A 25,472-nucleotide genomic window follows, 5' to 3' on the forward strand; every position below is an offset into this window, starting at 1 on the left:
GCCGGGTGGACGTTTCAGGCACGGGATCCGTTCGCTTTCCTGATGCCGCTGTTCCTGACGAGAGTGCTGTTCCTGATGAGACCGCGGGTTCTTCGGACGACGGCGTACCCCTTGGTCAGCGCCCGGTCCCGGGCGAAGAGCCGGCCGATCGCCCTGCCCTCGACGAGCCGTTCGAACTCGGCGAGGGACGTCGAGCGGCGCACGGTCACCCGCTCCAGGGCGTACGGCCCCTGGCGGCGCGCGGCCAGCGCGTTCCCCACGGCGAGGGACACCCCGAACCCGGCCGCGCGCACCGTATCGCGCACCCGGCGGCTGGAGTAGCCGTAGGGATAGGCGAACGACTCGGGCGGGTGACCCAGTTCGGACGTCAGTACGTCACGGCAGTGCGTCACCTCGAACCGCAGCCGGTCGTCGGTGAGCTGGTCGAGCTGGGGATGGGTGTGGCTGTGCCCGCCGATCTCCAGCCCGGCCGCGGCCAGCTCCCGGACCTGCTCCCAGTGCAGCATCAGGTCCAGCGCGCCCCCCGTCTCGTGCTCGCCGCGCAGCCAGCCCGTGGAGGCGAACAGCGTGGCCGTGAAGCCGTACGCGGCGAGCACGGGAAGGGCGTAGCGGTGCACGCCCTCGTAGCCGTCGTCGAAGGTGATCAGCACCGGCTTCGGGGGCAACGCGGCGCCCGTGCGCCAGGCGGCGGCCAGCCCTCCGGCCGTCAGCGGCGTGAAGCCGTGCCGGGCCAGCAGTCCCATCTGCTCCCCGAAGGAGGCCGGCGAGACCGACAGCCCGTACGCCGCGCGGGCCGGCGAATGGGCCACCGAGTGGTACATCAGGATCGGCACCGGGCCGTCGCTCATGCGCCCGCCCCTTCGGGCGCCGCCGCGCCGCCCGGCACCGCTTCACGCCCCGTCCCCGGCGCGACCGCCGCCACCGCGAACCGGTCGCCGCCCCGGCGCGCCCGCAGCGTGCCCAGGGCGTAGCCCCCGGCCGCCGCGGCCACCCCGGCCACGATCGCCCCGGCCCGGCCCGCGCCGCCGGGCCGCCCCAGCAGCGCGTCCCGCACCCCGCGCCCGACGCCGGCCGGAAGCACACGGGTGGTGTAGCGACGCTCGCTCGAAAGCCCCTCCTGGGCGCCCACGCTCCGCGCCACCAGCGCCTTCGACAGGCCCTCGGCGTACGCCCGGGTGCGGAAGTAGCGGAACCGCTCGCGGACCGGCGGCACCCGGTGATGGATCACCGAGCGGTCGTCGATCAGCAGCACGGCGCCGGGCAGCGCCCGGGTCAGCCGGATGCACAGCTCCGTCTCCTCGCAGCCCAGCGGCAGCCGGTGGCCGTCGCGGCCGATGCCGGCGGCGAACCCCCCGGCCGCCTCCAGGGCCGATCTGCGGAAGGAGGCGTTGCCGCCGAGGACGTTGCGCACCGCCACCTTGCCCGGCGGCAGCCCCCGGTACGTACACCCCACGACCCAGTCGAACTCCTCCGGGAACCACGCCGGCCGGCGGCGGGAGGCCCACACCGGCTGGGTGCGGCCGCCCACCGCCATCACCCTGGGGTCGGCGTAGCCCTCGGCGAAGTGCAGCAGCCAGTCCCGCTCGGCGACGGCGTCGTCGTCCAGGAAGGCGACGACCTCGCCGGCGGAGGCGGCGACGCCGGTGTTGCGGCCCGCCGACAGGCCGCGGGGGCCCGCGTTGGCGAGAACCCGCACCGGCCGCGCCCCCGCGCCGTCGTCGCCGTAGGCCTTGGCGAGGCGGCGCAGCAGCGCGGGGTTGTGGTCGACGACCAGCAGCGTCTCCAGCGCGGGACAGGACTGCTCGCGCACCGAGGCCACCGCGGCGAGGATGTCGCCCCAGCGGTCCTCGGTGTAGACGCAGATCACCACCGAGACGGGCGGCATGCCGGTCCGTGGCGTGGGCACAGCACTCAAGAGACTTCCCCGCGGCTGGCGGTGGGCGCGATGGCGAGCGTCCCGCGCCCCCCGGGGGAGCGGCGGCCGGTGCCGCGTTCACGCAGGATGACCTTCAGCACCCGTAGTCCGTCGCGCACGGCCCGCAGGTTGCTGGTGCCGTGGATGCGCACGAACTCATGGCTGGGAATCTCCTGTACGCGCAGCCCGGCCTTCACCACTCTGATGTTCATCAGGGTCTCGACCTCGAAGCCGGCGCAGTCGAGGGCGATCTCGTCCAGGCAGTGCTTCCAGAACGCGTTGTAGCCGTAGCACAGATCGGTGTAGCGCGCGCCGAACTTGTGGTTGACCATCGAGGTCAGCACGCGGTTGCCCAGTTTGCGGATCAGCGTCATGTCGTCCGTGCCGCCGCCGTTGGCGAAGCGGGAGCCCTTGGCGAAGTCCGCTCCTCCCACCAGTGCGGAGACATAGCTGACGATCTCGCCGCCGTCCGCGGAGCCGTCCGCGTCGACCATCACGATGATCTCGCCCGTGCAGGCGGCGAAGCCCGTGATCAGGGCGTCGCCCTTGCCCTTGCCGAGCTGCTCGACGACCTTGACCTCCGGGTAGAGGTCGCGGGCGACCCGCACGGTGTCGTCGGTGGAGTTGCCGTCGACGAGAACCACTTCGTGGATCCAGTCCGGCAGGGTCTTGAAGACGTACGGAAGGTTCTCCGCCTCGTTCATGGCGGGAATGACGACGCTCACCGGTGGCGCTATCGCGAAGTGCGAGGTCACCGGTCGGTAGCGGCCTGATGTCTCCGGATCCTCTTCACTGGCCGCCGGCCGCAGGAACGCACTCATGTGTCTTCTTTCCCTCTCGTCCGGTGGACCGCCTGCCCCAGCGGTCCAATCGTGTATCCGGTTCGAAAAGGGGGTACTCGCCGTGCCCGCCCGGCATGAAAGACCATGCGGGCAGGGCGAGTTGGCAAGTATCACCGAGCCGCGCGGCACGCGACCCGGCGCTGTTGACTGGCCGAGCGCGGCACCCCCTGCCGCGCCCCGCGCCGGACATCATCGCGACGCTGTGAGCCCTCCCCGAGCCGCTTGGAGATGATGGGCCGATGCGGGTAGATGTACGACGGTATTGAAGCTTGAGACTGTATGGCAAGAGGTGGGGCGGAGACTCCTCCTTTGGTGTTTTTTGCGCCTATGCAACTATCCGTACCCTCTCAGCTCTTGACGACGGCTTCGCCGGGTCCGGTCCGCCCGGTCCATCCGGTATTCGGCCCGGGGGCGCCGCCCGGCCCGTCACTCGCCGTGCCGGATGCGCCCCACGCGCTTGAGCAGCCGGTCGGCCGGCTCGAACAGCTCCGGCCGGGACAGCACGGTGTTGCGCAGCGCGCGCACCGGCGCCCGCCGGGCCCGGTAGCCCAGCGCCACCGGATGCCGCCGGGTCACCCAGCCCTCCGAGACGCTGAGCTCACGGGTCTTGAGCGAGTCCTTGTACGCCTTGCCGCCCCGGCCCAGGTCCAGGTAGGCCAGCCCGTCCGCGGCGGCCCCCTCGGCCATCCGCATGTGCAGCACCAGCCCGGGGGAGTAGCGCGCGAACTCGGGGTCGTACGCCGGGAACCAGCAGGCCAGCACCGTCGTCGACCGCAGCCCGAAGTGCGCGGCGACCGGTCGTCCGGCGGCGTAGAGCACCGACAGCAGCCCGGCGAATGACTCCGTGCGGGTGTGGAACAGCTGCTCGACGAGATGGGATATCCAGGGGCGCGCGAAGCGGTCCGCACGCCCTGTTCTTCGGTACTGCGCCGATTTCCAGCCGGTCAGGACCCGCAGCGCGGCCGGATCGCGCTCGTCGTGGACGTACCGGATCTCCCCGACGTCGCGCGCCAGCCGTCGCTCCTTGGCCAGCGTGGTGCGGGTGAACTTCGGCGACTGCTTGCGCAGCGCCGCCAGATAGCGCTCGTAGCCCTGGTCGACGTCGATGACGGGCGAGGCGTACGACCCGGAGGCCGCCATCTCGAACGGCTTCTGCCCCTCCACCAGGTGGTCGAACTCCCACAGCGACAGCCCGCAGGCGAGCAGCAGCTCGCGGGTGTCCCACTGGAATCCGGGCCGGTGCACCAGGCCCTGGGCGTCGGAGACGCCCAGCCCGATGGCCCGCCCCACCCCCAGCGAGGACCGCTGGAAGGGGAAGAACGCCACCGGCTCCCCGTCCTCCCGTACGACCGCTATCCGCGCCCCGCGCCGGCAGCGCCCCACGGCCAGCGCGAACTCCGGAGCGAGGAAAGGATTCGCGAGCTGCGGCGAGCCGTCCTCCACGGCCCGTTGCTGCATCGCCGACCACTCCGCCCGGTCGGCCGCGGTGAGCTCACCGGGCCGGTACACGCTGATGTCCACGTCACGAAGCCCGACTTCTCGCGGCGCGGCCCCGATGGCGCCACGCGTGTGCCAGCAGGAACACCAGAAGGCTGACCGCCGCGACCGCCGCGACGCCGCCCCGCACCGTCCAGGCGTGCAGCGCCAGCATGACCTGGGCGATCAGCAGGTCGACGGCCACGGCCGCGCCCGCGGCCACCACCGCCCGGCTGAGCGGGTCCAGGCCGCGCAGCGCGGCCGCCACGGCGCACGCGGGCGCCACGATCAGGAAGAACAGCGTGAACGGCGCGCGCAGGGGCGATCCGATGTCGGCGAGCGCCAGCACTGCGCCCACCCCGGCGATGGCCGCGGCCGCGCCCGCCACCACGGGGAGCGAGTCCCCCACGGGAGCCCTCCTCCCGCCGTCACCGCCGCCCGTACCGTCCCGTTCCGCCGAATCGTCAAGACCGGTGAGATCAGTGAAGCTCTGCATTGGCGACTTAGCCCCCCGAAGCGCCGGATGCCGGGCTTCAATGTCGCGCAACGGGCAAAGGCACGTCAAGATGTGAAGGCCGTGCGAACAGCCCCCGAACGGTACGCCCGCCACAACCGGAAGCTGTCCGTCGGATGAACAGTCGGTGCGTCGTGACGATGATCCGACGTCCCGTCAATCAGGGGTCCGCCGGGGTGGGTTGACAGCCGTCGAGAGTTCAACTGCTTCGAACGGAATGTCATATACACGACACGAATCAGCCATCCTCCTAGGGTGTCGATCACCCGGTTTTGGCATGGACACTTCCAGCAACGCCGGGCCGCTGCTACCACGGTGGTGGCAGAAAACCCTGCTAAGGGAGATTCCATGAAACTGTCCCGGGTTGCGGGTGCCGCATCCGCGCTGTCCCTCACCGCCGCCCTCGCCCTCGGCGTCCCCGGCGTCGCGCACTCCGCCGAGCGAGCGTCAACCCCCGCCTATGTGGCGCTCGGTGACTCCTACTCCTCCGGCGTCGGCGCCGGTTCCTACGACCCCGCCGGCGGTTCCTGCAAGCGCAGCACGCGGTCGTACCCCGCCCTGTGGGCGGCGCGCAACGCCCCCTCCTCCTTCGCCTTCACGGCGTGTTCCGGCGCCCGAACGGGTGATGTTCTCGCCGGCCAGCTCGGCCCGCTCAACTCCTCCACCGGACTCGTCAGCATCAGCGTCGGCGGCAACGACGCCGGCTTCGCCGACACGATGACGGCCTGCGTCCTGGGCGGCGACAGCTCCTGCCTGGACCGCATCGCCCAGGCCCGCGCGGTCATCCAGAACGAGCTGCCCGCCAAGCTGGACGACGTCTACTCGGCCATCAGATCCAGAGCCCCCCGGGCCCAGGTCGTCGTCCTGGGCTATCCGCGCTTCTACCGGACCGGCGGCCTGTGCGCGGGCCTGAGCGACACCAAGCGCAAGGCCATCAACGCGGCCGCCGACCACCTCGACACGGTCATCGCCAAGCGGGCGGCCGACCACGGCTTCGCGTACGGGGACGTCAACACGACGTTCGCCGGGCACGAGCTGTGCTCGGGCAGCGCGTGGCTCAACAGCGTGTCCCTGCCGGTGGACGAGTCGTACCACCCGAACGCCGCCGGGCAGGCGAACGGATACCTGCCGGTGTTCGACAAGGCGGCCTAGCCGGAGGCCCCTCCGTACAGGCCCGGCCCCGACGGCTTCGACGCAGACGCCGATGCCGATGCCGATGCCGAGGGGGCCGGTCCGGACGGGCTCGGCGCGGCGGGGGAGGAGGACCCGCCGGTCGGCGCCTGTGCGCAGGACACCGTGAACGGCACCCGCTCCGAGCCCGCCGTGCGGGGGCTCTTGACCTCGACCGCGATCCAGTCCTTGTCCGGATCCCCGCTCCGGTGGCCGGTCTCCACGTGCTCCACGAGCTGCGTCAGCCCCGCGCCCGCGCCGAACCGCAGGGTCTTCCACCCGCCGTCGCTCACATGGCCGCTGCCCGTCACCCACCGGTAGACCACCTCCACCGGAGCCCGGTCCACGGCGATGCCCGCCTGGAAGGAGGGGGCCGAGGAGCGCGGCGGCGGGCAGGGGCCGGAGTAGCTGTCGCGCAGCGCGGTCACGACGACGTTCACCGCGGACGAGCCGGAGCCCCCGCCGGGGCCGGAGGCCGAGCCGGACGCGGCGCCGGCCCCGGCCTTCCCGTCGCCGCCCGCGGCCGACGTGCCGCCGCCCGGCGAGCCGCCCGCGCCCGACCCGCCGCCGCGGGTCAGCCCCCACACCAGGCCGGCCGCGGCCAGCGCCGCGACCAGCACGCCGGCCACCAGCACCGTCCGGCCGCGCCGCCCCGGGGCGCGGGGGCGTCCCCCTGTCCTCCCGCCCCTCCCGGCGCCGGCTCCGGTCCCGCTCCGCGCGCGGGCGGGGCCGGGTCGGCCGGTGCGGCCGCGACGGTCGGCGCGTACGCCGCGCCCGCCGCCGCCCGGGCGTCCGGCGCCGGACCTCCCGCGGCCACCGTCCGCAGCATGTTCTCCGCCTGCGGCACGCTGGGCCGTCCGGCGGGATCCTTGCGCAGCATCCCCGCCAGGACGGGGGTGAGCGCGCCCGCGCGCCGGGGCGGGGGGAGCTCGGCGTCGACCACGGCCCGCAGCGTGCTGAGCGGGGTGTCCTGACGGAAGGGGGTCCTCCCCTCGACGGCGGCGTAGAGCGTGACGCCCAGCGACCACAGGTCCGACTCCGGGCCGGGCGGACGCCCCAGCGCCCGCTCGGGCGCCAGGTACTCCGGCGAGCCCACCAGCTGCCCGGTCGCCGTCAGCGCCGAGCTGCCCTCGAGCGTCGCGATGCCGAAGTCGGAGAGCACGACACGCCCGTCGTTACCTATGAGCACGTTTCCCGGTTTCACATCGCGGTGGAGTACGCCCACGGCGTGCGCGCCCCGGAGCGCGGCCAGTACCTCCGCACCGATCCGTGCGGCGCGGGCGGGATCGAGGGGGCCCTCGGCCTCGAGCAGGTCCGCGAGCGACACGCCGCGCACGAGCTCCATGACGATCCACGGGCGGCCGTCGTCGCCCACCACGTCATGGACGGTGACGACGTTGCGGTGCGACACGCGGGCCGCCGCGCGCGCCTCCCGCTCCAGCCTGGCGTACAGCTGCCGCACGTCGGGGCCGGGCATCCCGGCGGGGGCCAGGACCTCCTTGACCGCGACCTCCCTGCCCAGCACCTCGTCCCGGGCCTGCCACACCACGCCCATGCCGCCGTGCCCCAGCCGCTGCTGGAGCCGGTAGCGGCCCGCCAGCAGTCGTCCCGTGCCGGAACTCCCGTCCATGACGTCCGTCCCTCCCCCGAGAGCGATTCGGGGTGAATGTACCGCAACGGAGTGTGATTGCCCCCTGTGCGGCGCCGGAATGTCCCGGCCAACTCGCGCTCGGTGACGGCAGGTTCACGCCAGGGTCGTCAACGCCCTTGACGGGGTGGTGAATCCGACCCGCGGATGCGCGGGTGACGCGATGGGGCGATAGGGTTACTCTGCCTGGGCCGGGTGCCTCGTACGGGTGGGGAGTCTCATGGATCAGATAGCAATGCGCAGCAGGCCGCGTGTGCCTGCCGTCAGCTACGGAAACGGCGCGTCCAGCGCGCGCCTCGACCGTCACCTCGCGGTGCTCGGCGGCCCCGCCGTGCCGCAGCGCGAGGCCGAGGGCGCGACCGTGCTGATGCGCGAGCTCACCGCGCGTGATCACACTCGTGCCGGGCAGAGGAAGACCGCCCGGGTCTCCCTGTTCGCCCCGATCAAGCGACTGCGCCGTTCGCTCTTCGGCAGCCACAGCGGCCCCGCCACCAGCGCCGGCAGCAGCCCCGCCTGACGGTTCCCCCGGCCCGAACCCGCACGGCCCGCCCCCATCCCCAGGGGCGGCCGGCTCCACCGGCACTCCGTCGTCCCCTCACCCGGGCCGTCCCCTTCCTCCGGCGGCCCGCCCGCAACCACCGGCAGCCGGCGGCTCCATGGCGCCCGCGCGCTCTCAGTGCGCGTCGAGCGTGACCGTGAAGGAGAAGCGGTCGCCGCGGTAGCGGATGCGGGCCACGTCGACGGGACGGCCGGAGTCGTCGTAGGTGACGCCCGTGTAGTGCAGGATCGGGCTGAGCAGCGGCACCTGCAGCAGGCGGGCCGTCTCGGGGTCCGCCAGGCGGGCCTCGACGGTGTCGGTGATGCGGCTGATGCGCACCCCGACCGCGTCCCGCAGCACCTTGGTCATCGGCCAGCGGGTCAGGTCCGCGAGGTCGATGCGCTCGGCCACCTCGGGGCGCACGAAGTTCTCCGCCCAGTTCGTCGGCTCGCCCGACGCCTCCTCGGACCGCAGCCGGCGGTAGGCCATCGCCTCGTCCAGGCCGGGGAAGTACTCGGCCAGGTCGGCCGGAACCGCCGTCGGGCCGTGCTCCAGGACGGCCGTGCGCTCGCCGGACTGCTGGGCGACGATCGTGTCGACCGAGCCCAGCAGCCGTACGGGCGAGCCGCGCCGGGCGCTGGGCTCGATGAAGGTCCCGCGCCGGCGGTGCCGGCTGATGAGCCCCTCCGACTCCAGCTCCTTCAGCGCCTGTCGCATGGTCAGCACGCTCACGCCGTAGTGGCCGGCGAGGGCGTCCTCGGTGGGCAGGCGCAGCGGGTCGTCCGGGCGCCGCCCGAGTATCGAGGCACGCAGCGACTGCGTGACCTGGTACCACAGCGGGAGCTTGCGGTTGAGCGCGAGGGAGTCGGGGGCGAAGGTGGTCACGGGAAACTCCGGCTCTACGGTGGCGTCAGCGACTGAAGTGGCGCTCCAGACCCTGCCATACCCCGTCGTAGCCGCTCTGAAGATGGTCGGCCTCCGCCGCCTGCGGCGTCAGCGTCACCGGCCAGCGGGTCTCGAACATGAAGGCGAGGCCGTCGTCGACCTTGTGCGGGGTCAGCTCGGCCGCGCTCGCCCGGTCGAAGGTCTCCCGGTCCGGGCCGTGCGCCGACATCATGTTGTGCAGCGATCCGCCGCCGGGGACGAATCCCCCCTCGCCAGCGGTCTTGGCGTCGTAGGCGCCCTCGATCAGGCCCATGTACTCGCTCATCACGTTGCGGTGGAAGTACGGCGGCCGGAAGGTGTCCTCGCCGACCAGCCAGCGGGGCGCGAAGACCACGAAGTCCACGCCGGCCAGGCCCGGGGTGTCCGACGGCGAGGTGAGCACCGTGAAGATCGACGGGTCCGGGTGGTCGTAGCTGACCGAGCCGATGACGTTGAAGCGGCGCAGGTCGTAGACGTAGGGGACGTGGTTGCCGTGCCAGGCGACGACGTCCAGGGGGGAGTGGTCGTACGTCGCCGACCAGAGGTTGCCGCAGAACTTGTTGACCACCTCGACCGGGCCCTCGGTGTCCTCGTAGGCCGCGACCGGCGCGAGGAAGTCCCGGGCGTTGGCGAGGCCGTTGGCGCCGATGGGGCCGAGGTCGGGCAGGACGAAGGGCTGTCCGTAGTTCTCGCAGACGTAGCCGCGGGCGGTGGCGTCCAGCAGCTCGACGCGGAAGCGGACCCCGCGCGGGATCAGCGCCATATGGCCGGGCTCGGCGCGCAGCAGACCGAACTCCGTGCGCAGCAGCAGCCCGCCGCGCTCCGGGACGATCAGCAGCTCGCCGTCGGAGTCGCTGAAGACCCGGTCCATGGAGGAGGTGGCGTGGTAGAGGTGCACGGCCATGCCGGCGCGCTGGGTGGCGTCGCCGTTGCCGCCCAGCGTCCACAGCCCGGCGAGGAAGTCCGTGCCCGGGGCGGGCTCGGGCAGCGGGTTCCAGCGCAGCCGGTTGGGGTCGGGGACGGTCTCGGTGAAGGGCGCGCCGCGCAGCGCGCCGCCCGCCACCGGGGTGAACGGCGGGTGGGCGGCCGACGGGCGGATGCGGTACAGCCACGACCTGCGGTTGTGCCGGCGGGGCTCGGTGAAGGCGGAGCCGCTGAGCTGCTCGGCGTACAGGCCCAGCGGCGCCCGCTGCGGGGAGTTGCGGCCCTGCGGCAGCGCGCCGGGCACGGCCTCGCTGCTGTGCTCGTTGCCGAAGCCGGACGAGTACACCAGCGCCTCGGCCGTCTTTCGTGCCTGCTCGTTGCCCCTACCGCTCATCGCGCGCTCCCGCTGCCGGTGGATCCCTCATGGATTCCTATGGAGGACCGTAGGATTCCTGGCGGGGCGCGTCAATGGATCAGCTGCCGGAACGGGGGACGCCGCCCGGAAACGGCCGTCGCGGCGGCCGGATCCCCGGGTTCGGTGACGCTCAGGACCAGGGCCGGCCCGGGTGCCACTGCGGGGACGGCAGGTGGATCAGTATGAGGACGAGACCGGCGAGGGTGACGTTGCGGAGGGCGGCCGCGAGGCCGTTCCACTTGGCCGACTGCCACATCGCGAACCACTCGCCGCCTATGGCCATGAAGCCCAGCCCGAACAGCAGCAGGAGCATCACCAGCCCCACCGTGGTGGCCCGCCGGGCCGGGTCGTAGCCCCGTCCGCCCGGCCCGAGGCCGCGCAGCCAGAGCAGGGTGGCCGCGATGAGCACCAGCGCGGCCAGTGCCTCCCAGCCGATGATCGCGACGTAGACGGCGTCCTGGACGGTGCGGTTCGTGATCGCCCGCCACATCAGGTCCTCGTCCTGGAACGTGGTGTCCATCGCCAGGACGTGCCGGACGAACTCCTGGTTGGTGCCGAAGTCGGTGATGTTGCCGAGGGCGACGAGCGTGATCAGGACCGCCACCGTGGCGGTCGACGCCGTGGCCGCCGCCGGCAGGGTGCGCTCAGCGGTCATGGCGGTATGCATGCCCGGGCGGCCGGTCCCGTACGCACCCCTAAGCGCTTGCTCAGGCGCCGGGGTATGGTGTGCGTTCCCTTCCGACGGCGAACAGGGCCCGCAGCGGCCCGGAGAGCGGGGCACGCTATGGGCGCGCAGGCGCAGCGCACCGAGGAGTGGGCCGACGTCACGCCCGACGCCGCCCGGCGGCTGCTCACCGCGGCCGTGGAGGCCTTCGCCGAACGCGGCTACCACGCCACCACCACCCGGGACATCGCCGGTCGCGCCGGCATGAGCCCCGCCGCACTCTATATCCACTACCGCACCAAGGAAGAGCTGCTCTACCGCATCAGCGGCGTCGGCCACCGCCTCGCCCTCGGCATCCTGCGGCAGGCCCGCGACGGCGCCGGCACCCCCGCCGAGCGGCTCGCCGACGCCGTGCGCCGCTTCGTGCGCTGGCACGCCGAACACCACACCACCGCCCGCGTGGTGCAGTACGAGCTCGGGGCGCTCGGCGAGGAGCACTACGCCGAGATCGTCGCGCTGCGCCGGGACACCGACGGCGCGGTGCGCGACATCATCGAGGACGGCGTCGCGGCCGGCGACTTCGACGTCCCCGACGTGCGCGGCACGACGCTGGCCGTGCTCTCCCTGTGCATCGACGTCGCCCGCTGGTTCAACGCGGACGGCAAGCGGAGCCCCGGGGAGGTCGGCGAGCTCTACGCCTCCCTGGTGCTGCGCATGGTCGGCTGCGCGCAGGAGCGCTGACGTACAGCTGACGTACAGTCGGATCCGTGCCCCAGATTCCACTGAAAGTCCACGAGCTCACGGTCGGGCAGCTCGCCGCCCGGAGCGGGGTCGCCGTCTCGGCCCTGCACTTCTACGAGGCCAAGGGGCTGATCACCAGCCGCCGTACCAGCGGCAACCAGCGCCGCTACAGCCGTGACGCGCTGCGCCGGGTCGCCTTCATCCGCGCCTCCCAGCGGGTCGGCATCCCGCTCGCCGTGATCGGCGAGGCGTTCGCCAAGCTGCCCGACGGGCGCACGCCCAACCGGGCCGACTGGGCCCGGCTGTCGGAGGCCTGGCGCACGGACCTGGACGAGCGGATAGCACGGCTGGCCAGTCTGCGCGACCGCCTCGACAGCTGCATCGGCTGCGGCTGCCTGTCCCTGGACTCGTGCGCGCTGTCCAACCCCGAGGACCGCATAGGCGAGCGCGTCGACGGCTCGTTGCTCAGCGGCTGAGCCGCGGCGGCGGGCCGCCGCCGGGGGCCGGCGCTCCCCTGCTCGTGCGGGGAGCGCGCCCTCACACCGTCGCGTACCGCTCCGCGAAGGCGTACCGCCGGGCCGCGAACAGCGCGGCGGGGGTGAGTACGGACACCGGGACCACGATGCCGCAGTCGGTGCAGACAGGTCCCTCGAGCGGGTAGCGCTCCAGGTCGGTGCGCCACTCGATGCGCTCCTGGGCGCACACGGGGCAGGCCTCGCCGGGCGCGGACTCCATGGCCGCGATCACCCGGCGCAGGACGTCGGCGAGCCGGGCGTCCGGCGTCACATCGGGCGACGCGCAGGGCACGATGTCACAGCCGCCCCAGGTGTTGCGGTGCCAGTCGTCGACGGCGCTGGGCTGGCGGATGCCGTCGTGCTTCTCGCGGCGGCGCCGGCCCGCGAACCCGGCCTCGTACGTCAGCCAGACCTCGCGCGCCTCCTCCAGCTCGGCCAGCGCGGAGATCAGCAGGGCGGGGTCGGGAGCGCGGTCGTCGGGGGCGAGGCCGGCGCGGGCGCACAGATGTCGCCAGGTCGCCCGGTGCCCGTAGGGGGCGAAGCGTTCGAGGCATTTGCGCAACGAGGTCCGCCGTAGCGCGATGGTGTTGCGGGGATTGCGGACCTCTCGGGCCAGTGCTCTGAAACCTGCCACTGCATCCCACCTCCGACGGAGCGGACTCGGATCGACATGGAAGGGACGTATCCCGTCGCCCATCGGATCCATCCGATCTTCGGATCCTCCGGACGCGCATACGCCCGACTCCGGTCTGCTACCCCCAAAGGCCGCACAGATGTGGGCTTCCTGGAAGGTGGCGGATGATCGCCGGTCATGCCCGCCCGAGGTCAGCGGACGAGCCGCCCGGCCAGCAGGACCAGGCGCGCCAGCTCGCCGTGGCAGATGTCGCTGTGGGCGCCCGCGGGCGGGCCGCCGCGCCGGACGACCGCCGAGACGTCGACGTTCACGCAGCCCTCGGCGGGCAGCCCCTCCAGGGCCTCGGCGAGCGGCAGGGCCGTGGTGCCCTCGACGGACTGGACGCCGTCGTGGCCCATCGCGCCCCAGCGGACGTCGCGCGGGCCGAACGCCGAGGCGGGGTCGCGGGAGACCTGGGAGGCGAGCGGGTAGAGCAGCCCCAGCGCCTGGTCGTGGTCGGAGTGGCAGCACACCACCGGGCCCCGCACCTTGGTGTGCAGCCCCTTCAGGGCGCCGCCGCGGCCGGCGTCGAAGGGCAGCCGGGGCGCGAACGCGTAGTGCGAGAAGGCGCCTTGGAGCAGGGTGAGGGAGTGCACGCACCCGGTGCGCTCCGGAAGCGCGCCGAGCGCGAACGCCATGAGCCGCCCGCCGAAGCTGTGCCCCACCAGATGGACGCGCAGCTCGGGGGAGGCCTCGGCGAGCAGCCCCAGCGCCGGCCCGAGTCCCGCGCCGCCGACCGTGCCCGCGCGCCGTTTCATCTCCCAGTACGAGCCCTGGCGCAGCAGCTCGAGGGCGCCGTTCCACAGCCGCCGGCCGAGGTCGCCGAAGAGCCCGGCCCCGGCCGCCTCGGGTGCCGCGCCGGGGGGAGCCTCCATGGCGGCCAGCGCGTCCGCGAAGCGGCCGCAGACGCGCGCCGGGTCGTCGGCGAACATCACCGGCTCCGCGGCGGCCTCCGCGTCCGGCTCCATGTCGTGCGCGGAGGGGCCCGCGGCGGCGGCGTCCGTCCGGCGCGGGGCGACGAGCCGGCGCACGAGGGCCGCGAACTCCTCCAGCCGGGCCGGGTCGTCCGGCCGCTGCTCGAGCAGTTCCGCCAGCCGGTCCAGCAGCGGCTCGCTGCCGGGGAAGGCGCGGGCCAGTGCCCGTAGCGTCGCGGGGGCGAGGCAGGGCGCGGCGGCCGGTGCGGCGGCTTGCGCCGGGAAGTCCGGAATCGGCTCGTCCGTGAACCGCATGGACGGCCAGATCACGCCGGCGTAGCCGAGGCGCGCGGGGCTGCCGGCGTCCCTGAGGAGAGCGGGGAAGGGGGCGAGGAAGCGGTCGTAGAGGAGGGTGGCGGTCGACCGGTCGTTGTTCCAGCCGTGCGAGAAGATCACCAGGTCGGTGAGTCCCCGCTCCGTCACCCCGCGTACCAGGGCGTCCCGTGCGCCCGCGTCGGGGTCCCCCTCGGCGTCGAACGTCAGCTCCCAGTACGGCTCCACGGATATGCCCGCCATGGCGCGTCCCCCTGCCCCGGTCCGATGTGCGCGCATCTTCCTGCCGTCAAGGGGACATGTCCAGCCTCTTCCGCACCTGTTCACCCGTCCGTGATTCGCAGGGTGAACCCTTGTGCGGGGGCCGGGCGGACGAGAGCCCGGGACGGGGCGTGCCCGGCGCCCTTCCGCCCCGACATACCGACCGGTTAGTCTGCTCGGGCCGTCGGTGCGAGGGAGGCACGAGCGTGAAGTCCGTACGGAACGCGGGAGTTGTGGTCACCGGGGCGGGCGGCGGCATCGGGGCCGCGCTCGCCCGCAGGTTCGCCGCCGAGGGGGCCCGGGTCGTGGTCAACGACCTCGACGCCGCCAAGGCCGCCGCCGTCGCGGAGGAGACCGGCGCCGTCGCCGTCCCCGGCGACGCCTCAACCGTCCTGCCCGCCGCCCGCGAGGCCCTGGGCGGCGTGATCGACGTCTACTGCGCCAACGCCGGCGTCGCCCACACCGGCGGCCCGGAGGCCGCCGAGGACGCCTGGGCCGCGTCCTGGGACGTCAACGTCATGGCCCACGTCCGCGCGGCCCGCGAGCTGCTCCCCGGATGGCTCGAGCGCGGCAGCGGGCGCTTCGTGGCCACCGTCTCCGCGGCCGGCCTGCTCACGATGGTCGGCTCGGCCCCGTACAGCGTCTCCAAGCACGCGGCCCTCGCCTTCGCCGAATGGCTCTCGCTCACCTACCGCCACCGGGGCGTCGACGTGCACGCCATCTGCCCGGCGGGCGTCCGCACGGACATGCTGCGCGACACCGGCGCGGCGGGGGACCTCCTCCTGCGGCCCACCGCCGTCGAACCCGACGCCGTGGCGGACGCGCTCTTCACGGGCATGGCCGAGGGCCGCTTCCTGATCCTCCCGCACCCCGAGGTGGCCGGCTTCGCCGCCGCCCGCGCGACCGACCCCGACCGCTGGCTCGAGGGGATGAACCACCTCCAGCGCAAGGTCGAGGACCTGGGACGGCCCGGGAGTCCGCCGGAGGCGGAACCGCGCGGGCGGTCGCGGGACTAGTGTGCGGGGCGTGCACGGGGCACAGCGGCGGAAGGGCGGGCAGCGGGCGATGACGACCAGGGCGGCGACGGCCAGGGCGACGGACAACGGCGGAAGGCCGGTGCCACGGCGGTTGCTGGCCGCCGCCACCCGGCTGTTCGCCGAACGGGGCTACGACCGGACGTCCGTACAGGACATCGTGGAGGCGGCGGGCGTCACCAAGGGCGCGCTCTATCACTATTTCGGGTCGAAGGACGATCTGCTGCACGAGGTCTACGGGCGGGTGCTGCGCCTCCAGCAGGAGCGGCTCGACGGCTTCGCGGGCGCCGACGCCCCGGTGGAGCGGCGGCTGCGGGCCGCCGCGGCCGACGTCGTGGTGACGACCCTGGAGAACCTCGACGACACGAAGATCTTCTTCCGGTCCATGCACCACCTCGGTCCCGAGAAGTGCAAGCAGGTGCGCGCCGAACGCCGCCGCTACCACGAGCGGTTCCGGGCCCTGGTCGAGGAGGGCCAGCGCACCGGCGTCTTCAGCTCCGCGACCCCGGCCGACCTGGTGGTGGACTACCACTTCGGCTCCGTCCACCACCTCGGCAGCTGGTACCGCCCGGACGGCGCGCTCGCGCCCCAGCAGGTCGCCGACCACCTGGCGGACCTGCTGATGCGGGCGCTGCGGCCGTAGGACCCGCCACCGCGGGCCCCCGGGTCAGCGGTGGCGCGCGAGCTCCCGGCGGGCCAGCGAGCGCTGGTGCACCTCGTCCGGCCCGTCGGCCAGGCGCAGCGTCCGCGCCGCGGCCCACAACTCGGCCAGCGGGAAGTCCTGGCTCACCCCCGCCGCCCCGTGCAGCTGGACGGCCTTGTCGAGGATGTCCACGACCGTGCGCGGGGTGGCGATCTTGATGGCCTGGATCTCGGTGTGGGCGCCCTTGTTGCCCACGGTGTCCATGAGCCAGGCCGTCTTCAGCACCAGCAGCCGCAGCTGTTCGACGGCCACGCGCGCGTCCGCGATCCACTCCCGCACCACGCCCTGCCCGGCGAGCGGCTCGCCGAACGCCGTCCGGGTCAGCGCCCGCCGGCACATCAGCTCGATGGCGCGCTCGGCCATGCCGATCAGGCGCATGCAGTGGTGGATGCGGCCGGGGCCGAGCCGGGCCTGGGCGATGGCGAAGCCGCCGCCCTCCTCGCCGATCAGATGGCCGGCGGGCACCCGGACGTCGTCGAAGACGACCTCGGCGTGCCCGCCGTGGTAGTGGTCCTCGTAGCCGTAGACCGTCATGGCGCGCCGGATCCGGACGCCGGGGGTGTCACGGGGCACCAGGATCATCGACTGCCGGCGGCGGACGTCCGGGGCGCCCGGGTCGGTCTGGCCCATCACGATGAAGATCCGGCACTCCGGGTGCAGGGCACCGGAGATGTACCACTTACGCCCATTGATGACGTAGGTGTCGCCGTCGCGCTCGATGCGCGTCTCGATGTTCGTCGCGTCGGAGGAGGCCACCTCGGGCTCCGTCATCGCGAAGGCCGAGCGGATCTCGCCGGCCAGCAGCGGGCGCAGCCAGCGCTCGCGCTGCTCGTCGTTCCCGAACTGCGCCAGCAGCTCCATGTTCCCGGTGTCGGGTGCCGCGCAGTTCAGGGCCGTGGGGGCCAGCTGCGGGCTCCGGCCGGTGATCTCGGCCAGCGGCGCGTACTGCAGGTTGGTCAGCCCGGCGCCGCGCTCCTCGCCGGGCAGCCCGGGGGTGTCGGGGAGGAAGAGGTTCCACAGCCCGCGCCGGCGCGCCTCCGCCTTGAGCTCCTCCACCACCGGCGGTACGTCCCACGGCGAGGCGAGCTTCGCGCGCTGCTCGGCGGCGGTGGCCTCGGCCGGGTGGACGTGCTCGTCCATGAAGGCCAGCAGCCTGCCGCGCAGTTCCTCGGTACGGGCGTCGAATGCGAAGTCCATGGGACTCAGCCCTCCTTGAGGGTGGTCAGGCCGTTGCGGACGAAGAGCGGGACGAGCTGTCCGATGCGGTCGAAGCCCGCGCCGACGGTCTGTCCCAGGGTGTAGCGGTAGTGGATGCCCTCGAGGATCACGGCGAGCTTGAAGTAGGCGAACGCGGTGTACCAGGGCAGCGCCGTGACGTCGCGGCCCGAGCGGGCGGCGTACCGCGCGACGATCTCGGCGGGCGTGGGATGGCCGGGCGCCTCGCGCGTGGTGGTGAGGGGGGAGCCGGGAACGGCCCGCTGCTCGCTGTACATCACCAGCAGGCCGAGGTCGGTCAGCGGGTCGCCGAGCGTGGACATCTCCCAGTCCAGGACGGCCCGTACGGTGTCGTCGGCGCCGACGAGCACGTTGTCGAGCCGGTAGTCGCCGTGGACGACGGCCGGCGCGGGGGAGCGGGGCAGCGCCCCGCCCAGCGCCGCGCGCAGCTCGTCGATCCCGGCCAGCTCACGGCTGCGGGAGGCCTCGAGCTGCTTGCCCCACCGCCGCAGCTGCCGCTCCAGGAATCCTTCGGGCCGCCCGAAGTCCGCGAGCCCGGCCGCCTCGGGGTCCACGGCGTGCAGGCCGACGAGCGTGTCGGCGAGGGCCAGCACGACCTCGCGGGTGCGCTCCGGGCCGATCGCGGCGAGCTGGTCCGCGGTGCGGTACGGCGTGCCCTCGACGAACTCCATGACGTAGAAGGGCGCCCCGAGCACGTCCTCGTCCTCGCACAGGAGCAGCGCCTGGGGCACGGGGACCGCCGTCCGGCGCAGCGCGCTGATCACCCGGTGCTCGCGCCGCATATCGTGCGCGGTCGCCAGGACGTGCCCGAGCGGCGGCCGGCGGACCGCCCACCGCGTCGTGCCGTCGGTGACGGCGTAGGTGAGGTTGGACCGGCCCCCCTCGATCAGCTCGGCCGTCAGCTCCCCGCCCGTCAGCCCGGGCAGCGCCCGGTCCAGATGGGCCCGGAGCCGCTTCGGATCGAGTCCGGGGGGATTGCCCTTGCTCATCGCACGCTCCTCGTCAGGGGAGTTGACCGCCACGTCCGGAGGCCATCATGCCGACCGGTCGGTATGCCGTCCAGAGGGAGCCCCCGGGCGGGGGCCGGTGGGCGGGGTCCGGCGGGCCGGCCGGCTCACGCGTGGCAGGCGATCGGGCGGCCGCCGTTCATCGTCTGCATGTCGGCGAGCACGGTGGGCGCGTCGAGCGGGGCGCCCAGCGGCAGGCCCTCCAGTTCGGCGTAGGCGCGGTGGAGGTTGGCGACCAGGCGCTCGCTCTCGCGCAGGCCCGCGAACTCGCCGAGGTCGGCGTCGCGGGCGGCCTCCAGCGGGGTGCGGCCGGCCGCGTGGGACGTCCGGGCCAGGTCCTGGACGAAGCGCAGGTAGGCCTCGACGGTGTCGTACACCCCGGGGTCGGTGACCCGCCCGTGGCCGGGCACGACGACGGGCGCGTCGAGGGCGCGCAGCCGCTCCACGGCGCGCAGCGAGCCGCTGAGCGAGCCCATCATGAGGAAGGGCGTGCCGCCGTGGAAGACCAGGTCGCCGGTGAAGACGACGCCGTGCTCGGGCAGGTGGGCGATGGTGTCGCCGACGGTGTGGGCCACACCGGGGTGGATCAGGCGCACCTCGGTCTCACCGATGTGCAGGGTGAGGGTGTCGGTGTAGGTGAGCGTCGGGGCGGTGACCTCGACGTGGCCGTAGTCGACCTCGGGCCACAGGGTGTGCAGCTGCAGGCCCGCGGCGAGCACCTCGGCGCGGCAGTCGTCGTGCCCGATGACGGTGGCCTCGGGGGTGAAGACGCAGTTGCCGTAGGTGTGGTCGCCGTGGTGATGGGTGTTGACCAGGAGGGAGGGCCGCGGGGCGCCGCCGGCCGCCACCGCGTCGCGCAGCAGCAGGGCCCGCCGCTCGGTGGGCGCGGTGTCGATCAGCAGGGTGCGCCCGCCGCCGGTGACGATCCCGGCGTTGTTCAGGCACCAGCCGCCGTCGGGCTGGATGTAGGCGCTCACCCCGGGGGCGAGCGGGACGGTGTAGGGCTCGGTGCCCTCGGCTCCCGGGGCGGGTGCGATGGTGCGCGTGCTGGTCATGCGAAGGCCTCCCGTGCCGTCCGCCGCCCGGCCGGGCGGATCCGATCACCCGTCAGAATACGGGCGGGGGCCGCCGCTTCACCCCCGGTGTTCGAGTCCGGGCCGCAGTCGCTCGAGGAGGCCGTACAGGGCCGTGCGCTCCGCCTCGTCGAGGGCGTCGAGCGCGCTGTGCGTGGCCTGCATCTCGGCGCGCACCCGGCGGATGGTCTCGCGGCCCTCGTCGGTGGCGACCACGTTCTTGACCCGGCGGTCGGCCGGGTCAGGCTCCCGGCGCACCAGGCCGCGCGCCTCCAGCCGGTCCACGATGCCGGTGACGTTGGAGGCGTCGCACAGCAGCAGCGCCGCCAGGCCGCGCATGGGCACCGGGCCCTTGAGCTGAGCCAGCAGCTTGGCCTGGACGGAGGTGAGGCCGTGGCGGGCCGCGGCGGCGGCGAAGTCCTGCCACTGGGCGGTGCCGAGCGCGGCGACGAGCTCCAGGAGCTGGGCCTTGGTCGGGGTGTGGGGGGTGGGGCCGGTCATGGCCTCGAGTGTACTCAAGAGCTTTATGTCATTAACCATTAACTTGACTACCTGAAGTATCCCCGCCTACCGTGGTCCGAGTTGCTTGACGATCTCAAGCATCAATGTCGTGAAGTAACACGAGCAACGTGAAGGAACACCCCCGCCCCATGACCTCCCAGGCCCCCGCCGCGCAGGGCAGCCGGCGCAACGAGACCGTCATCGTCTTCGCGCTGAGCCTCGCCGCCATGGTCGTCTCGATGATGCAGACCCTGGTCGTGCCGATCCTCGGCCTCATCCAGAACGACCTCGAGACCACCTCCGCCAACGTCAGCTGGGTCACCACGGCGACCCTGCTCTCCGCCGCCGTCTTCACCCCGCTGCTCGGCCGCTTCGGCGACCAGCACGGCAAGAAGCAGACCCTGGTCGGCGTGCTGATCGTCATGGTCGCGGGCTCCGTCCTCGCCGCCGTGACCCACTCCCTGCTCTGGCTGATCGTCGGCCGGGTCCTGCAGGGCGCCGCCACCGCGATCTTCCCGCTGGCGCTGTCCGTGCTGCGCGAGGAGATCCGCCCGGCCAAGCTGCCCGGCGCCATGGCCATGGTCAGCGGCACCCTCGCCTTCGGCAGCGGCCTGGCGCTGGTGGCCACCGGCCTGCTCACCTCCGGCGACAACCCCGACTACCGCAGCGCCTTCTGGCTGGCCACCGGCCTCGCCACGCTCGCCCTGATCGCCGTCGTCGCCCTCGTCCCCGCCACCCGCGAGACCACCGGCGGCCGCACCGACGTCCTCGGCGCCCTCACCCTGGCCGCCACCCTGGTGCTGCTCCTGCTGCCCATCACCCAGGGGCACGAGTGGGGCTGGTCCTCCGCCCGTACGCTCGGCTGCTTCGCCGGCGCCGTGGTGATGGCCGCCCTGTGGACCGTGGTCGAGCGCAAGGTCCGCGAGCCGCTGGTGGACATGCGGATGTTCGCCCACCGCCCGGTGCTCTTCGCCAACGTCGCCGGCCTGCTCGTCGGCTTCGGCTCCTTCGCCCTGTTCATCGGCGTCTCCTACCTCGTGCAGATGCCGTCGAAGGTCACCGGCTACGGCTTCTCCGCCAGCGTCCTGCGCGCCTCGGTGGAGTACCTGCTGCCCAGCACCGTCGTCTCGCTGCTCGCGGCCCCCGTCGGCGGCCAGCTCGTCCGCCACAAGGGCCCCCGCCTGGTGCTGCTGCTCGCCTCGCTGATCGGCACCGCCGGCTTCGTGTGGATCGCCCTCGACCACGAGCACACGTTCTCCGTCATCGCCGCCGGCATGCTCGTCGGCGCGGCCATCAGCTTCGGCTACGCCGCCATGCCCGCCGTGATCGTCGCCAGCGTGCCGCCCAAGCAGACCGGCATCGCCAACGGCATCAACTCCATCTCCCGGTCGACCGGCAGCGCCATCGGCAGCGCCATGATCACCACGGTGCTGGCCTCCAAGAGCATCGAGCACCTGCCGCCGGGCGCGCCCAAGCTGCCCGCCGAGAGCCAGTTCACCCTCACCTTCGTGATCGCCGGCACCGCGTTCGTCCTGGTCGCCCTGGTGGCCTGGGCCGGCCTGCGGAGGATCCACACCCTGCGGGCCGCCGAGGTGGCGGGCCCGGCCCCGGCGGCCGACGCTGGGACGGGCGGCCGGACGCCGGAAGCGGCCGCACCGAGCGACAAGGAGACGGCACGATGAAGGCTGTCAGCTACCGCGCCTACGGGGGCCCCGAGGCCCTGGAGTACGGCGAGCTGCCCGACCCCCGCCCCGGCCCGGACAGCGTCCTGGTGCGGGTCAGGGCCGCGGCCGTCAACCCCGTCGACTGGAAGGCCCAGGCCGGCTACCTCGCCGGCATGATCGACCCGGTCTTCCCCGTCATCCCCGGCTGGGACGTCTCCGGCGTCGTCGTCGCCCTGGGCGCCGACACCCCCGAGTTCCAGGTGGGCGACGAGGTCATGGGCTACGTCCGCGAGGACTTCCTCTCCCGGGGCACCTTCGCCGAGTACGTCGCCGCCCCGGTGCGCACGCTCGCCCGCAAGCCCGCCAACCTCTCCTTCGAGGAGGCCGCGGGCCTGCCCCTGGCGGGGCTGACCGCCTTCCAGAGCCTGAAGGCGGCGCGGGCCGGCGAGGGCGACACCGTCCTCGTCCACGCCGCGGCCGGCGGCGTGGGCTCCATGGCCGTCCAGCTCGCCCGGCACCTCGGCGCCCGCGTCATCGGCACCGCCAGCGAGCGCAACCACGACTACCTGCGCTCGCTGGGCGCCGAGCCCGTGACGTACGGCGAGGGCCTGAACGAGCGGGTACGGGCCATGGCGCCCGGCGGCGTGGACGTCGTCCTCGACCTCGTGGGCGGCGTCGTCAAGGACTCGGCCGAGGTGACCGCCGAGGGGGCCCGCCTGGTCTCCATCACCGACCCGGAGGTCACCGGGCTCGGCGGCCGCCTGCTGTGGGTCCGCCCGGACGTCGCGGACCTCACCGCGCTCGGCCACCTGGCCGAGCAGGGGGTGCTGTCCGTGGAGGTCGCCCGGGTCCTCCCCCTGGAGAAGACGGCCGAGGCCCAGCGGCTCAGCGCCGAGGGCCACACCCGGGGCAAGATCGTGGTGACGCCCTAGGGGTCCTGGGAGGTACACCGGCGCCGGACGGGCCGCTCAGCCCGTCCGGCGGTGCTCCCGCAGCCGGGCGTAGGCGGCCAGCCCGTCCGGCACCCACTCCCACGCGTCCAGGCGCGAGCGCAGCTCCTCCTCCGCCAGGAAGTCCCACCAGGCCACTTCCTCCTCCTGCGGCGCGACCGGCAGCTCGCAGCGGACCTCGTAGACCGCCGACCACCACCGCCCGCCGGGCCCCTCGTACAGGAACCGGAACAGCGGCGTGGGCGCGGGCAGCCCGCTGACCCCCAGCTCCTCCTCCGCCTCGCGCAGCGCGGCCTCGGCGTAGGACTCGCCGGTGCCGAGGACCCCGCCCACGAACATGTCGTACCGCGAGGGGAAGACGAGCTTGCGGTCGGTGCGGCGGTGCACGAAGATCCGCCCCCGCGCGTCCCGGGCCTGGACGAACACACAGCGGTGGATCAGGCCCTTCGCGTAGACCTCGCCCCGCGGCGCCCGCCCGACGACCCGGTCGTGCTCGTCGACGACGTCCAGCACCTCGTCGGCCGCGAGCGGCTGCTGATCACTCATGCGGCCATCCAACCAGCCCCCGTCCCCCGCGTCAGTGCGGCTGCAGGTCCCGCACCCGCCCCTCGGGGGTCATCCCCGACGGCATCGCCGGATGGCGGCCGATCAGCACGATCCCGCACACGATCGCCACCAGGCCCGCCGCCTGCCAGGCCAGCGCCCCGGGCGTGGCGCGCAGCCGGTCGCCGAGGAACCCCACCCCGCAGGCGATTCCGGCCAGCGGCTGGGCCGCGGTCAGCGCGGGCAGCGACATCCGCAGCGGCGCCGTCTCGAAGGCGCTCTGCACCAGCAACAGCGCCGTGAGCCCCAGGGCCGCCACCGCGTACGGCTGCCAGCTGGTGACCAGCGCCGCCACGCCGTGGGCGTCCAGGCGGTCGCCGGTCACCCGGGTGAGGGCGTCCTGGACGCCGTAGAGCAGCCCGGCGGCGACGGCCAGCAGGGCGGCCTCCGTGCTCATCCGCACCCGTTTGGAGATGGCCGCGAGCAGCAGCGCGCCGCCCACCATCACGCCGACGATCAGCCAGTGCCGCAAGGGGTCGGTGACGGTGGCGCCGCCGGTCGGCCGGCCCGCGACGATGAACGCGGCCACCCCGCCCGCGAGCAGCCACAGCCCGGCCCAGCCCGCGAGGCCCAGCGGCTGTCTGGTCTGCCAGCGGGAGAGGGCCATCGCGAACAGCAGGTTTGTCGCCATCAGCGGTTCGACCAGGGACACCTCGCCCCAGTTGAGCGCGAGGGCGCCCAGCACCATCCCGCAGACCATGAACGCGATGCCCGCCAGCCAGCGCGGCATGCGCGCGAGGTCCAGCAGCAGCCGGAAGGAGAGGAAGTCGCTCATGGGGGCGTGCTGCGCGGCGTTCTGCTGCAGCACGAACCCGACGCCCAGACAGCATGCCGCGCTCACGGCGAAGGCGAAGACCATCACGTCGCACCTCAAGACCGTGCGGTCGAAGGGGATTTGACAGAAAGCTGACAGAAATGCAACAGAAAAACGGTAGCCGCCCTGGGGGCGGTGTGGCGCCCGAGTACCCCTCTTTCGGCCGTTCATCCGGAACAGCCGTGCCCATCCCGATAAGGTCGAACATGAGTGCGTCGAGTATGCGTGCGTCCATCAGGGGTGCGCGGGGGTCGTCCCGCCCCGGAGGGTCCGGCAACTTGTACTGACGGTACGTTACTTGACGTTACGTCAGCATCAAGATCGGTCTTGACGCGGAGCCGTGACTACCGGTTTGCTGTGCGTGATCGAGCAAGCTTATTCACCGGCGCCCGGCGACCCGGCGCCCGGAGGGGACGTACGCCGTGGAGGAAGCCCGCAGATGACGCCCCCGCCCCCCTTGGGCCGCTCCCGGAACAAGGAGGGGCCGGCCTTCGAAGCGGCCCTCGACGACCATGAGCTGGCCACCGTCCGGGACGCGCTGGCCCGGGGCCGCTGGGCCGACGCCCGGCAGCTCCTCGCCCGCACCGGAGACGACTGGGACCGCCGCGGCCACCGCCTCGTCGTCCTCGCCGAGGGCCCCACCAGCGTCGCCTGGGCCCGCGAATGGCAGCTCGCCGAGCCCGACAGCCCCGACGCCGCCGCCCTCCTGGCCTGCGCCACCGTCGCCCGGGCCGTCCACGGCAAGGACACCCCCGACGCCGCCCGCGCCCTGTGCCTGGCCGCCGCCGCAATGGCCCCCCGCGACCCGACCCCCTGGCTCGGCATCCTCATCCTCGCCCGCCGCACCGGCACCGACGGCGAGCGCGTCCGCGCCTTCGACCAGGTGCGCGCCCGGCACCGGGACCACCACCACGCCCACCACCTGATGGCCGCCTGCCTGGCCGAACACCAGGACGGCGACCGCGACGACCCGCTCCACGAGGTCTACGACTTCGCCTCCTGGGCCGCCGAGCAGGCCCCCGCCGACTCGCCGCTGGCCGTCCTGCCCGTCGTCGCCCACGCCGAGCGCTACCGCGTCCTCGCCCGCGCCGGCCTCGAGCCCGCCGACCCCGCCCGGTCCGGCCACTGGGGCACCCGCCGCGCCCGCCAGGTGATGAAGGCCGCCTTCGACTGGTGGCTGGAATGGGACGTCGACGACGGCACCGCCCACCCCCGGCGCAAGGTCGACCTCAACTTCCTCGCTCACGCCAAGCTCCACGAGGGCCGCCCCGCCGAGGCCGCCGCCCTGCTCACCCGGATCGGACCGCACGCCACCCACGCCCCCTGGTCCTATCCCGACCGGGATCCCAGGAAGGCCTTCAGGGCCGCCCGCCGCGCCGCCCTCGGCGCCGCCTGAGCCGGCCTCACCCCACGGGAAGGA

The 25,472-nt window shown here is 73.6% G+C and carries 27 protein-coding genes; 9 read left to right on the plus strand and 18 right to left on the minus strand.

Going from position 1 to position 25,472, the window contains the following annotated elements:
* Nucleotides 1-14: 14 nt before the first annotated feature.
* The 5 genes from J1792_RS11090 to J1792_RS11110 all read right to left on the minus strand — a co-directional run bounded on the left by J1792_RS11090 (nt 15) and on the right by J1792_RS11110 (nt 4,642).
* Entirely contained in the window at nt 15-848 is an 834-nt protein-coding gene (locus J1792_RS11090) for a polysaccharide deacetylase family protein (RefSeq protein ID WP_086568754.1), read from the minus strand.
* Nucleotides 845-1,885: a glycosyltransferase family 2 protein gene (locus J1792_RS11095; protein WP_086568756.1), complete on the minus strand. Its 1,041-nt coding sequence runs from the start codon at nt 1,883-1,885 to the stop codon at nt 845-847. Before J1792_RS11095 ends, J1792_RS11090 begins: the two co-directional genes overlap by 4 nt.
* Before the next feature lie 26 nt (nt 1,886-1,911).
* Nucleotides 1,912-2,736, minus strand: a complete 825-nt coding sequence (locus J1792_RS11100) for a glycosyltransferase family 2 protein (RefSeq protein ID WP_086568757.1) — start codon at nt 2,734-2,736, stop codon at nt 1,912-1,914.
* A gap of 447 nt (nt 2,737-3,183) precedes the next feature.
* The gene (locus J1792_RS11105; RefSeq protein WP_086568759.1) at nt 3,184-4,278 is read right to left on the minus strand and encodes a GNAT family N-acetyltransferase; all 1,095 of its coding nucleotides are present in this window, start codon (nt 4,276-4,278) and stop codon (nt 3,184-3,186) included.
* Between the two features lies 1 nt (nt 4,279).
* Nucleotides 4,280-4,642 (minus strand): hypothetical protein, encoded by a 363-nt coding sequence (locus J1792_RS11110; RefSeq protein WP_307842956.1) that lies wholly within the window; start codon nt 4,640-4,642, stop codon nt 4,280-4,282.
* 453 nt (nt 4,643-5,095) lie between these two features.
* On the opposite strand from J1792_RS11110, the gene J1792_RS11115 reads away from it, so the two are divergent.
* Complete coding sequence (locus J1792_RS11115) at nt 5,096-5,899, plus strand: SGNH/GDSL hydrolase family protein (RefSeq protein ID WP_086568761.1); 804 nt, start codon at nt 5,096-5,098, stop codon at nt 5,897-5,899.
* Here J1792_RS11115 and J1792_RS35345 read toward each other — a convergent pair.
* Both J1792_RS35345 and J1792_RS35350 read right to left on the minus strand, forming a co-directional pair.
* The gene (locus J1792_RS35345) at nt 5,896-6,546 is read right to left on the minus strand and encodes a hypothetical protein (RefSeq protein ID WP_307842957.1); all 651 of its coding nucleotides are present in this window, start codon (nt 6,544-6,546) and stop codon (nt 5,896-5,898) included. The genes J1792_RS11115 and J1792_RS35345 overlap by 4 nt on opposite strands.
* Nucleotides 6,492-7,547: a serine/threonine-protein kinase gene (locus tag J1792_RS35350; RefSeq protein ID WP_307842958.1), complete on the minus strand. Its 1,056-nt coding sequence runs from the start codon at nt 7,545-7,547 to the stop codon at nt 6,492-6,494. Before J1792_RS35350 ends, J1792_RS35345 begins: the two co-directional genes overlap by 55 nt.
* 238 nt (nt 7,548-7,785) lie before the next feature.
* Here J1792_RS35350 and J1792_RS11125 point away from each other — a divergent pair, with 238 nt between their 5' ends.
* The gene (locus J1792_RS11125) at nt 7,786-8,082 is read left to right on the plus strand and encodes a hypothetical protein (protein ID WP_207247180.1); all 297 of its coding nucleotides are present in this window, start codon (nt 7,786-7,788) and stop codon (nt 8,080-8,082) included.
* 156 nt (nt 8,083-8,238) lie between these two features.
* On the opposite strand, the gene J1792_RS11130 is transcribed toward J1792_RS11125, so the two are convergent.
* The 3 genes from J1792_RS11130 to J1792_RS11140 all read right to left on the minus strand — a co-directional run bounded on the left by J1792_RS11130 (nt 8,239) and on the right by J1792_RS11140 (nt 11,021).
* Nucleotides 8,239-8,988, minus strand: a complete 750-nt coding sequence (locus J1792_RS11130) for a GntR family transcriptional regulator (RefSeq protein WP_086568767.1) — start codon at nt 8,986-8,988, stop codon at nt 8,239-8,241.
* 25 nt (nt 8,989-9,013) lie between these two features.
* Nucleotides 9,014-10,345, minus strand: a complete 1,332-nt coding sequence (gene hmgA / locus J1792_RS11135) for a homogentisate 1,2-dioxygenase (RefSeq protein ID WP_086568768.1) — start codon at nt 10,343-10,345, stop codon at nt 9,014-9,016.
* 151 nt (nt 10,346-10,496) lie between these two features.
* Nucleotides 10,497-11,021 carry a DUF2165 domain-containing protein gene (locus tag J1792_RS11140; protein ID WP_242645878.1) on the minus strand — a complete coding sequence of 175 codons (525 nt, stop codon included), beginning with the start codon at nt 11,019-11,021 and terminating at the stop codon, nt 10,497-10,499.
* A 129-nt stretch (nt 11,022-11,150) separates the two neighbouring features.
* Between J1792_RS11140 and J1792_RS11145 the strand changes: the two genes are divergently transcribed.
* Together J1792_RS11145 and soxR are read left to right on the plus strand one after the other, a co-directional pair.
* On the plus strand, nt 11,151-11,771 hold the full coding sequence (locus J1792_RS11145) for a TetR/AcrR family transcriptional regulator (RefSeq protein WP_086568772.1): 621 nt from the start codon (nt 11,151-11,153) through the stop codon (nt 11,769-11,771).
* A 26-nt stretch (nt 11,772-11,797) separates the two neighbouring features.
* Nucleotides 11,798-12,247, plus strand: a complete 450-nt coding sequence (gene soxR, locus J1792_RS11150; protein ID WP_086568773.1) for a redox-sensitive transcriptional activator SoxR — start codon at nt 11,798-11,800, stop codon at nt 12,245-12,247.
* A gap of 61 nt (nt 12,248-12,308) precedes the next feature.
* Here the strand turns inward: soxR and J1792_RS11155 are convergent, their stop codons facing one another.
* Together J1792_RS11155 and J1792_RS11160 are read right to left on the minus strand one after the other, a co-directional pair.
* The gene (locus J1792_RS11155; protein ID WP_086568776.1) at nt 12,309-12,920 is read right to left on the minus strand and encodes a hypothetical protein; all 612 of its coding nucleotides are present in this window, start codon (nt 12,918-12,920) and stop codon (nt 12,309-12,311) included.
* Between the two features lie 191 nt (nt 12,921-13,111).
* The gene (locus J1792_RS11160) at nt 13,112-14,449 is read right to left on the minus strand and encodes an alpha/beta fold hydrolase (protein WP_086568777.1); all 1,338 of its coding nucleotides are present in this window, start codon (nt 14,447-14,449) and stop codon (nt 13,112-13,114) included.
* Between the two features lie 224 nt (nt 14,450-14,673).
* Here J1792_RS11160 and J1792_RS11165 point away from each other — a divergent pair, with 224 nt between their 5' ends.
* Entirely contained in the window at nt 14,674-15,483 is an 810-nt protein-coding gene (locus J1792_RS11165; protein ID WP_086568779.1) for an SDR family oxidoreductase, read from the plus strand.
* A 49-nt stretch (nt 15,484-15,532) separates the two neighbouring features.
* A complete protein-coding gene (locus J1792_RS11170; protein ID WP_086568781.1) occupies nt 15,533-16,144 on the plus strand; it encodes a TetR/AcrR family transcriptional regulator in 612 nt (203 codons plus the stop codon).
* A 24-nt stretch (nt 16,145-16,168) separates the two neighbouring features.
* Here J1792_RS11170 and J1792_RS11175 read toward each other — a convergent pair whose 3' ends face one another.
* The 4 genes from J1792_RS11175 to J1792_RS11190 form a co-directional block, all read right to left on the minus strand.
* Nucleotides 16,169-17,401 (minus strand): acyl-CoA dehydrogenase family protein, encoded by a 1,233-nt coding sequence (locus J1792_RS11175; protein WP_086568782.1) that lies wholly within the window; start codon nt 17,399-17,401, stop codon nt 16,169-16,171.
* 5 nt (nt 17,402-17,406) lie between these two features.
* Entirely contained in the window at nt 17,407-18,429 is a 1,023-nt protein-coding gene (locus tag J1792_RS11180) for a phosphotransferase family protein (protein ID WP_207247181.1), read from the minus strand.
* A gap of 125 nt (nt 18,430-18,554) precedes the next feature.
* On the minus strand, nt 18,555-19,502 hold the full coding sequence (locus tag J1792_RS11185; RefSeq protein WP_207247182.1) for an MBL fold metallo-hydrolase: 948 nt from the start codon (nt 19,500-19,502) through the stop codon (nt 18,555-18,557).
* Nucleotides 19,503-19,580: 78 nt separating this feature from the next.
* Entirely contained in the window at nt 19,581-20,021 is a 441-nt protein-coding gene (locus J1792_RS11190; RefSeq protein WP_086568787.1) for a MarR family winged helix-turn-helix transcriptional regulator, read from the minus strand.
* A gap of 149 nt (nt 20,022-20,170) precedes the next feature.
* Between J1792_RS11190 and J1792_RS11195 the strand changes: the two genes are divergently transcribed.
* On the plus strand, nt 20,171-21,703 hold the full coding sequence (locus tag J1792_RS11195) for an MFS transporter (RefSeq protein ID WP_086568788.1): 1,533 nt from the start codon (nt 20,171-20,173) through the stop codon (nt 21,701-21,703).
* The gene (locus tag J1792_RS11200; RefSeq protein WP_086568790.1) at nt 21,700-22,617 is read left to right on the plus strand and encodes an NADP-dependent oxidoreductase; all 918 of its coding nucleotides are present in this window, start codon (nt 21,700-21,702) and stop codon (nt 22,615-22,617) included. Before J1792_RS11195 ends, J1792_RS11200 begins: the two co-directional genes overlap by 4 nt.
* A gap of 36 nt (nt 22,618-22,653) precedes the next feature.
* Here J1792_RS11200 and J1792_RS11205 read toward each other — a convergent pair whose 3' ends face one another.
* Both J1792_RS11205 and J1792_RS11210 read right to left on the minus strand, forming a co-directional pair.
* Nucleotides 22,654-23,181 (minus strand): NUDIX hydrolase, encoded by a 528-nt coding sequence (locus tag J1792_RS11205; RefSeq protein WP_207247183.1) that lies wholly within the window; start codon nt 23,179-23,181, stop codon nt 22,654-22,656.
* A 31-nt stretch (nt 23,182-23,212) separates the two neighbouring features.
* A complete protein-coding gene (locus J1792_RS11210) occupies nt 23,213-24,097 on the minus strand; it encodes a DMT family transporter (protein WP_086568794.1) in 885 nt (294 codons plus the stop codon).
* A gap of 394 nt (nt 24,098-24,491) precedes the next feature.
* Between J1792_RS11210 and J1792_RS11215 the strand changes: the two genes are divergently transcribed.
* Entirely contained in the window at nt 24,492-25,448 is a 957-nt protein-coding gene (locus tag J1792_RS11215) for a hypothetical protein (RefSeq protein ID WP_086568795.1), read from the plus strand.
* Nucleotides 25,449-25,472: the final 24 nt, after the last annotated feature.

This window comes from Streptomyces triculaminicus, assembly GCF_017349075.1.
In the GTDB taxonomy this organism is placed as follows: domain Bacteria; phylum Actinomycetota; class Actinomycetes; order Streptomycetales; family Streptomycetaceae; genus Streptomyces; species Streptomyces triculaminicus.

Bases quoted from the DNA above. Each gene is read 5' to 3' on its own strand.
- J1792_RS35350 (WP_307842958.1), bottom strand. From the start codon at position 7,547: ATGGACGGGAGTTCCGGCACGGGACGACTGCTGGCGGGCCGCTACCGG.
- J1792_RS11095 (WP_086568756.1), bottom strand. From the start codon at position 1,885: ATGCCGCCCGTCTCGGTGGTGATCTGCGTCTACACCGAGGACCGCTGG.
- J1792_RS11185 (WP_207247182.1), bottom strand. From the start codon at position 19,502: ATGACCAGCACGCGCACCATCGCACCCGCCCCGGGAGCCGAGGGCACC.
- J1792_RS11100 (WP_086568757.1), bottom strand. From the start codon at position 2,736: ATGAGTGCGTTCCTGCGGCCGGCGGCCAGTGAAGAGGATCCGGAGACA.
- J1792_RS11180 (WP_207247181.1), bottom strand. From the start codon at position 18,429: ATGAGCAAGGGCAATCCCCCCGGACTCGATCCGAAGCGGCTCCGGGCC.
- J1792_RS11140 (WP_242645878.1), bottom strand. From the start codon at position 11,021: ATGACCGCTGAGCGCACCCTGCCGGCGGCGGCCACGGCGTCGACCGCC.
- J1792_RS11125 (WP_207247180.1), top strand. From the start codon at position 7,786: ATGGATCAGATAGCAATGCGCAGCAGGCCGCGTGTGCCTGCCGTCAGC.
- J1792_RS11200 (WP_086568790.1), top strand. From the start codon at position 21,700: ATGAAGGCTGTCAGCTACCGCGCCTACGGGGGCCCCGAGGCCCTGGAG.
- J1792_RS11170 (WP_086568781.1), top strand. From the start codon at position 15,533: ATGACGACCAGGGCGGCGACGGCCAGGGCGACGGACAACGGCGGAAGG.
- J1792_RS11090 (WP_086568754.1), bottom strand. From the start codon at position 848: ATGAGCGACGGCCCGGTGCCGATCCTGATGTACCACTCGGTGGCCCAT.
- J1792_RS11175 (WP_086568782.1), bottom strand. From the start codon at position 17,401: ATGGACTTCGCATTCGACGCCCGTACCGAGGAACTGCGCGGCAGGCTG.
- J1792_RS11145 (WP_086568772.1), top strand. From the start codon at position 11,151: ATGGGCGCGCAGGCGCAGCGCACCGAGGAGTGGGCCGACGTCACGCCC.
- J1792_RS11205 (WP_207247183.1), bottom strand. From the start codon at position 23,181: ATGAGTGATCAGCAGCCGCTCGCGGCCGACGAGGTGCTGGACGTCGTC.
- hmgA (WP_086568768.1), bottom strand. From the start codon at position 10,345: ATGAGCGGTAGGGGCAACGAGCAGGCACGAAAGACGGCCGAGGCGCTG.
- J1792_RS11215 (WP_086568795.1), top strand. From the start codon at position 24,492: ATGACGCCCCCGCCCCCCTTGGGCCGCTCCCGGAACAAGGAGGGGCCG.
- J1792_RS11160 (WP_086568777.1), bottom strand. From the start codon at position 14,449: ATGGCGGGCATATCCGTGGAGCCGTACTGGGAGCTGACGTTCGACGCC.
- J1792_RS11115 (WP_086568761.1), top strand. From the start codon at position 5,096: ATGAAACTGTCCCGGGTTGCGGGTGCCGCATCCGCGCTGTCCCTCACC.
- J1792_RS11195 (WP_086568788.1), top strand. From the start codon at position 20,171: ATGACCTCCCAGGCCCCCGCCGCGCAGGGCAGCCGGCGCAACGAGACC.
- J1792_RS11190 (WP_086568787.1), bottom strand. From the start codon at position 20,021: ATGACCGGCCCCACCCCCCACACCCCGACCAAGGCCCAGCTCCTGGAG.
- J1792_RS11210 (WP_086568794.1), bottom strand. From the start codon at position 24,097: ATGGTCTTCGCCTTCGCCGTGAGCGCGGCATGCTGTCTGGGCGTCGGG.